General features: G+C 39.9%; 7 protein-coding genes. 3 read left to right on the top strand and 4 right to left on the bottom strand.

From position 1 onward, the window contains the following. Positions 1-60: 60 nt before the first annotated feature. The 4 genes from rpoH to ftsY form a co-directional block, all read right to left on the bottom strand. Positions 61-924: an RNA polymerase sigma factor RpoH gene (gene rpoH / locus GQR46_RS14030; protein ID WP_007582838.1), complete on the bottom strand. Its 864-nt coding sequence runs from the start codon at positions 922-924 to the stop codon at positions 61-63. 314 nt (positions 925-1,238) lie between these two features. Then, positions 1,239-2,225, bottom strand: a complete 987-nt coding sequence (ftsX, locus tag GQR46_RS14025) for a permease-like cell division protein FtsX (protein WP_165727133.1) — start codon at positions 2,223-2,225, stop codon at positions 1,239-1,241. Beyond that, a complete protein-coding gene (gene ftsE, locus GQR46_RS14020; RefSeq protein ID WP_007582842.1) occupies positions 2,222-2,899 on the bottom strand; it encodes a cell division ATP-binding protein FtsE in 678 nt (225 codons plus the stop codon). Before ftsE ends, ftsX begins: the two co-directional genes overlap by 4 nt. Positions 2,900-2,986: 87 nt before the next feature. Continuing rightward, positions 2,987-5,209, bottom strand: coding sequence for a signal recognition particle-docking protein FtsY (gene ftsY, locus GQR46_RS14015; protein WP_165741274.1), 2,223 nt, complete (start codon positions 5,207-5,209; stop codon positions 2,987-2,989). Positions 5,210-5,416: 207 nt separating this feature from the next. Here ftsY and rsmD point away from each other — a divergent pair, with 207 nt between their 5' ends. The 3 genes from rsmD (at position 5,417) to GQR46_RS14000 (ending at position 6,849) form a co-directional block, all read left to right on the top strand. Continuing rightward, positions 5,417-6,022, top strand: a complete 606-nt coding sequence (gene rsmD, locus GQR46_RS14010; RefSeq protein WP_165741273.1) for a 16S rRNA (guanine(966)-N(2))-methyltransferase RsmD — start codon at positions 5,417-5,419, stop codon at positions 6,020-6,022. A 145-nt stretch (positions 6,023-6,167) separates the two neighbouring features. Further along, on the top strand, positions 6,168-6,383 hold the full coding sequence (gene rpsU, locus GQR46_RS14005) for a 30S ribosomal protein S21 (RefSeq protein ID WP_002957797.1): 216 nt from the start codon (positions 6,168-6,170) through the stop codon (positions 6,381-6,383). A gap of 19 nt (positions 6,384-6,402) precedes the next feature. Continuing rightward, positions 6,403-6,849: a GatB/YqeY domain-containing protein gene (locus GQR46_RS14000; protein WP_165741272.1), complete on the top strand. Its 447-nt coding sequence runs from the start codon at positions 6,403-6,405 to the stop codon at positions 6,847-6,849. The last annotated feature ends 111 nt before the right edge of the window (positions 6,850-6,960 follow it).

Here is a 6,960-nt window from a genome sequence, read left to right as displayed (position 1 = left end):
ATAAAACAAAAAAGCCCCGCATTTTCATGCAGGGCTTTTAAATTTGCTGCTTGAGCAATATTAGCTCATAGCGCTTTGTAACTTTTTCATCGCTGTTTTTTCAAGCTGGCGAACACGTTCAGCAGATACACTGTACTTTTGTGCAAGCTCTTGAAGAGTCGCTTTATCATCCGACAACCAACGTGCGCTAACAATATCTTGTGAACGTTCGTCTAGTGTTTTAAGTGCGCTAAATAAACGAGTATGCGCTTGCTCTTTCCACTGTTCTTGTTCAACGTCGTCAGCTAAATCAGCTGCGCCATCTGTTAAATATTGTACTGGAGAGTACGTGCTTGTTGGTGCGTCGTCGTTATCGTCGCCCGTTAGGTCAAAGCCCATGTCTTGGCCGCTCATGCGCGATTCCATTTCACGTACTTCTTTTTCACTCACACCTAGCTCGCTAGCAACGGTACTAACCTCAGCTTGATTAAACCAACCTAAACGCTTTTTGTTTTTACGAAGATTAAAAAACAATTTACGTTGCGCTTTAGTGGTTGCAACTTTAACTATGCGCCAATTTTTAAGCACAAACTCGTGAATTTCGGCTTTAATCCAATGCACTGCAAACGATACTAAACGTACACCCACTGTAGGGTCAAAACGTTTAACCGCTTTCATCAGGCCTATATTACCTTCTTGAATAAGGTCAGCTTGTGGTAAGCCGTATCCCGAGTAGCCTTTAGCAATATGTGCTACAAAGCGTAAATGCGACATAATGAGTTGCTTGGCAGCACTAAGATCACCTTCTTCCTGAAGCTTTTTAGCAAGTTCTTGCTCTTGTTCAACTTTAAGCATAGGAATAGTGCTTACCGCTTGAAGGTAACCGTCCATGCTTGCGCTTTGTTGTCCGACTGTAAGTGCCATTGCGTATAAATCTTTACTCATTTTTCACCTCGGTGATAAACATTTGAAACTATCTTAGCACTCTTTCTTTAAGAGTGCTAACCCCAATTTAAAACTTTTTTAAAGTATAAATCAAGCAGTTTTTAGTATGTGTTTAGTCTACTACAAGCGACTGAATAAGTGATGAATTGAGGGGCTGCAGCAGGTTAACCTCGCTGCATCACCTTATTTACAACTCATTACTTCATGGGAGGATAGTACATAAATATGACAGTTTTAATAACAGGAGGTACAACCCAGTTCGGTACGATACGCATATCAAGCTGGGTTGGTTCACTTATAGTTTGCAGGATTGTTTATACTTTATCGGGTTCTATTTCTTTAATATATCGATTTACAGAAAGGTACGAGCCTACAAATCCTAAGCTTGTTGCAAGTAACACTAAAAAGCCGAGCTCATTAAGCGATAATCCAATTAACGAGAAGCTTGTTTGATACACCCCCGCTACACTACTCACAGCGCTTGAAAGCCACCACATCATTAATCCTACGCATATAAAGGCGAATAAACCACCTATTACACCATACCAAATACCGGTCCACAAAAATGGGGCATGTATAAAGGTGTTAGTTGCGCCGACTAGCTTCATTACTTGTATTTCTTCTTTTTTATCCATGATCGACAAACGGATGGTGTTACCAATAATAAGCGTCACTGAGGTAAGCAGTAATAATGCGATGGTTATTACACTTTCTTTCAGTAAATCTAGTAATGCATTTAAACGCTCTAGCCACGCTATATCGAGCTTACCAAAATCAACTTCACGTTCACTTTCTAATTTAGTTAGCAGTACTTTAGCGGCATTTGGGTGTCTGTGACGTTTTGTAGGAGTAACAAGTACCACATCAGGTAATGGGTTTTTATCTAAGTACTCTAAAGCTTGCCCAAAGCCAGATACGTCTTTAAATTCTGTTAGTGCTTTTTGCTTTGATATAAATTCAACGCTTTCCACTTCTGGATAAAGTGCTAAACGCTTTACTAATGTTTGCGTTTCTTGCTCGTTCATACTTTCTTTTACAAACAACGATATTTCACTCGCTTCTTCAAAACCACTACTTACTTGCTGTACGTTTTTAACAACGAGATAAAGTGTTGCAGGTAACGTTAGGCTCAAACCAAGTACAGCAATAGTCATCATAGATGCAAGCGGCGTACGCCACATTTCACCTAAGCTATGAACACCTTGGCGAAAAATATTAATAATGAAAAAATAGCTGCCAGCTAATACTGATTTTTTTTGCTTGTCGTTACTATTTTGACGACTTTTAAAAAGTAAACTCATAGTGCTCCCTCAGCGAGCGGATCTTGAAGCATGCGGCCATCTTTTAAGGTTAGACTGCGGTACTTCATACGTGCAACCAAACCTAAGTCATGCGTCGCTATAAGAACAGTGGTGCCGTGTTTATTAAAGTCCTCAAACAGCTTTAGGATTTCCATTGAAAGCTCAGGGTCTAGGTTACCTGTAGGCTCATCGGCTAACAGAATTGGCGGGGAATTTACGATTGCTCTGGCAATACCAACACGTTGCTGCTCGCCTCCAGAGAGCATAGACGGATGACATTTTATTTTGTCTATCAGGCCTACTTTATCAAGCGCACCATGAACACGTTTAGCTATTTGCTTATGGTGAGTACCCTCAATAATAAGAGGCAGTGCCACGTTATCAAAAATAGTATAGCGCTCTAGTAAACGGTGGTTTTGAAAAATAATACCTATATCACGGCGAGCATAAGGAATTTGACGCGAGTTTACTTTATTTAAATCAACACCGTTGATAAATACACTGCCTGCCGATGGACGTTCCATTAAGCTAATTAACTTAAGCAACGTACTTTTACCCGCACCACTGTGGCCGGTTAAAAAGGCAAGTTCACCCGGTTTAACATGAAAATTAACTTTTTCGAGGGCGCGGTGCCCTCCAGGATAAGTCTTACTTACTTGCTGAAAATTTATCATTTTTTTATTATGCCAATTCAATTAGTTTACTAATAAAATTGGTATTCCTCGCAATTAAAAAGGGAGCAAGCTCCCTCTTTTGGTAAATTAAACGTCGTCCTCATCTTGGCTAAATAACGCATCAATAAAGTCATCGCTTTTAAAAGCGCGTAAATCATCAATACCTTCACCAACACCAATGTAACGAATTGGAATATTAAACTTATCTGCAACCGCAAAAATAACACCACCCTTTGCAGTTCCATCAAGTTTTGAAAGCGTAATACCAGTTAAGCCAACGCATTGATTAAATAAGTTCACTTGGCTAATTGCATTTTGACCTGTGCCAGCATCAATGGTTAGCATCACTTCGTGCGGCGCATCAGGATCAATTTTTTTCATAACACGAGCTATTTTTTCAAGCTCCTGCATTAAGTTATCTTTATTTTGCAAGCGACCCGCTGTATCTGCAATTAACACATCTATATTACGTGCTTTTGCAGCTTGGAATGCATCAAAAACAACCGATGCACTATCTGCACCCGTATGCTGTGCAATAACAGGAATGCTGTTACGTTCACCCCAAACCTGAAGTTGCTCAACAGCAGCCGCTCTAAACGTATCGCCAGCAGCCAGCATAACCGACTTACCTTCGCTTTGAAATTGCTTAGCCATCTTACCAATAGTCGTTGTTTTACCAACGCCATTTACGCCCACCATTAAAATAACAAATGGCTTTTTATCTTTGGTAATTACTAAAGGCTGTTCAGCCGTTTTTAGCATCGCCGCCATTTCTTGTTTCATTAACTCATAAAGCGCATCACCATCTTTTAACTGCTTACGGTTTGCAGCATCAGTTAAGCTATCAATCAACTTCATGGTGGTATCAACGCCTAAATCGGCGGTGAGCAGCTGTGTTTCAAGATCTTCAAATAATTCGTCATCTATTTTTTTACCACTAAAAATAGATGCAAAACCAGAACCTATATTAACGCGAGTTTTTAACAAGCCCTTTTTAAGACGAGAGAAAAACCCTTCTTTTTTCGGCTTTTCTGCTTTTTTAGCTTCTTCTATTGCAAGTTCTTCTGCAATGCGTTCTTGCTCTAAACGCTCATTTTCTGCTTTTTCAGCAGTAATGCGCTCTTGCTCTAAACGCTCGTTTTCTGCTTTTTCCGCTGCAATGCGCTCTTGCTCTAAACGTTCGTTTTCTGCTTTTTCTAAAGCAATGCGCTCTTGCTCTAAACGTTCATTTTCTGCTTTTTCAGCTGCAATGCGCTCTTGTTGTAAACGCTCGTTTTCTGCTTTTTCAGCCGCAATGCGCTCTTGCTCTAAACGCTCATTTTCTACTTTTTCAGCAGTAATGCGTTCTTGCTCTAAACGCTCACTCTGAGTTTTTTCAGCCGCAATACGTTCTTGTTCTAAACGCTCGTTCTGAGCTTTCTCAGCAGTAATACGTTCTTGTTCTAAGCGCTCGCTTTCTGCTTTATCAGCAGCAATGCGTTCTTGCTCTAAACGCATTTGCGCTTCTTGTTCTGCTAAACGTTTTGCTTGATCTTGTCTTTGTGCTTCAGCATCTGCTTGTTCTTTTGCTAATAACTCAGCATTCGCTTGCTCTATTGCAAGCTTTTCAGCCTTTACAGCTTCATCCTTTTTTTCAAGGCGTATTTGCTCTAGTCGCTCAGCCTCTATTTTTTCTGCAGCCAATCGCTCTTGCTCTAACAGCATCTGCGTTTCTTGATCGGCTAAACGTTGTGCGTGTTCTTGTCTTTGCGCTTCTGCATCAGCTTGTTGTTTTGCAAGTAATTCAGCATTGGCCTGCTCAATGGCAATCTTTTCTGCGTTTTCAGCACGCTCTTGCTCTAAACGTTTTGCTTCAATTTGTTCAGAAGCAATACGCTCCAGCTCTAAGCGCTCTGTTTCGGCTTCTGCTTTTAAACGTTCAGCTTCAGCTTGCTCCTGTGCTAGCTTTTCTTGCTCTGAACGTTTAGCTTCAATTTTTTCAGCAGCAATACGCTCCTGCTCTAAGCGCTCTGTTTCGGCCTCTGCTTTTAAACGTTCAGCTTCAGCTTGCTCCTGTGCTAGCTTTTCTTGCTCTAAACGTTTAGCTTCAATTTGTTCAGCAGCAATACGCTCCTGCTCTAAGCGCTCTGCTTCGGCTTCTGCTTGTAAGCGTTCAGTTTCAGCCTGCTGCGCAAGCTTTTCTTGCTCTAGCTTCTGCGCTTCTTCTTGCGCTAATGCTTGTTGTTTATCAGCGGCTGCTTTTTGCTCTGCTTCTTTTTTATCTGACTTGCCAAAACCGAGCCACGACATGAATTTACTTTTTTTTGTCATACTTGCTAATAACCACTTATAAAAATCTGATAAACTAAAATTTGAAATAGCTTGGCAATGCCCAGCAATAGTTGCAAATAAATACAACCATTCAAAACGTAAGTGTTCAATAGTAACACTTTTAATACGGTTGAAAAATGAAGCTACACGTAATCGCCGATAATATTATCTGAGCTAGATACCATATACCATTTTTTAGTGAGCTAAATGAGAAAAAAAACAACGCAAAATAAAGCTACTAACAAGTCCAGTGATGGCTTTATTAGAGTAATTAGCGGACAATTTCGAGGCCGAAAACTTCCCGTTAAAAATGTAGATGGCTTAAGGCCTACTACCGACCGAATCAAAGAAACTGTATTTAACTGGTTAATGCAAGATACGCGTGACGCAAATGTACTTGATTGTTTTGCAGGTTCTGGTGGGTTAGGGTTTGAAGCGCTATCTCGTTTTGCTAAAAGTGCTATATTTATCGAGCTCGACTCATCAGCAGCTAAGCAATTAGAGCAAAACATCAGCACTTTAAAACTCGACAATGCACACGTTAAACATACTAATTCGATCTCCTTTTTAGAGCAAAAAAACATAAGTGAAGCGTTTAATCTTGTATTTGTTGACCCACCATTTCGTAGAGATTTAGCACAAACAACCTGCGATTTATTAGAAAAAAACCAATGGTTAAGCGACAATGCATTAATTTATGTTGAAGTAGAAACCGAATTAACCACCTTTAACAACCCAAGCAACTGGTTGTTAATTAAAGAAAAAAAGGCAGGGCAAGTGTTTTGTAAGCTCTACCAGCGCCAAGCAAATTAATACTGTTTTACATGATGCGTTTCTGTTAATATTGTCCTTTACATGTGGTGTTGCTTCGGATTACAATACCGCACCATTTTTGAACCACTTGATCAATGTTTGATCAACTTGAGCAACGCTCATAATTTAGGTAGGTGAATTTTTAATGCCAGTAATTAAAGTAAGAGAGAACGAACCGTTTGACGTAGCACTTCGTCGCTTCAAGCGTTCATGTGAAAAAGCAGGAATCCTTTCAGAAGTTCGTCGTCGCGAGCACTATGAAAAACCAACAGCTGAGCGTAAGCGTAAAAAAGCTGCTGCAGTAAAACGTCACATGAAAAAACTTTCTCGTGATAACGCACGTCGCGTTAAATTATACTAATATATTAGGTCTTGTATAAATGAGCCTTTTAATAACGCTAAAAGATGCGCAAAAAGATGCGATGCGAGCTAAAGACAAACAACGTCTTAACCCTATTCGTATGGTACTTGCTGCAATCAAGCAACGTGAAATTGACGAGCGCATAGAACTAGACGACGCAGGTATTACCTCCGTTATAGTGAAGCTTGTTAAACAACGTCGTGACTCTTACACTCAGTACAAAGATGCTGGGCGTGATGATTTAGCTGATATTGAAGCCAATGAAATAGTAGCACTTGAAACTTTTTTACCTCAACAATTGAGTGAAGAAGAAATTATTGCTCTCATTGATGCGGCTATTGCTGATACTAACGCAGCAGGTATGCAAGACATGGGTAAAGTAATGGGTATAATCAAAAGCAAAGCCGAAGGTCGTGCCGATATGGGCAAGATTTCTGGTTTAATTAAGCAACGATTAACTGCCTAATACTCCCACATACATTAAAGTATGATTGAAGTAAACCGAGCCTTGCGCTCGGTTTCTTTGTTTTTAACTTTAATAAAAAGTATACCTATTAGGTTACTTTAAAATGAAATT

This window comes from Pseudoalteromonas sp. Z1A6 (assembly GCF_011378745.1).
Taxonomy (GTDB): Bacteria; Pseudomonadota; Gammaproteobacteria; order Enterobacterales; family Alteromonadaceae; genus Pseudoalteromonas; species Pseudoalteromonas arctica.
Note: the sequence above shows the minus strand (reverse complement) of the source record. Positions and strands in the feature narration are given on the sequence as shown.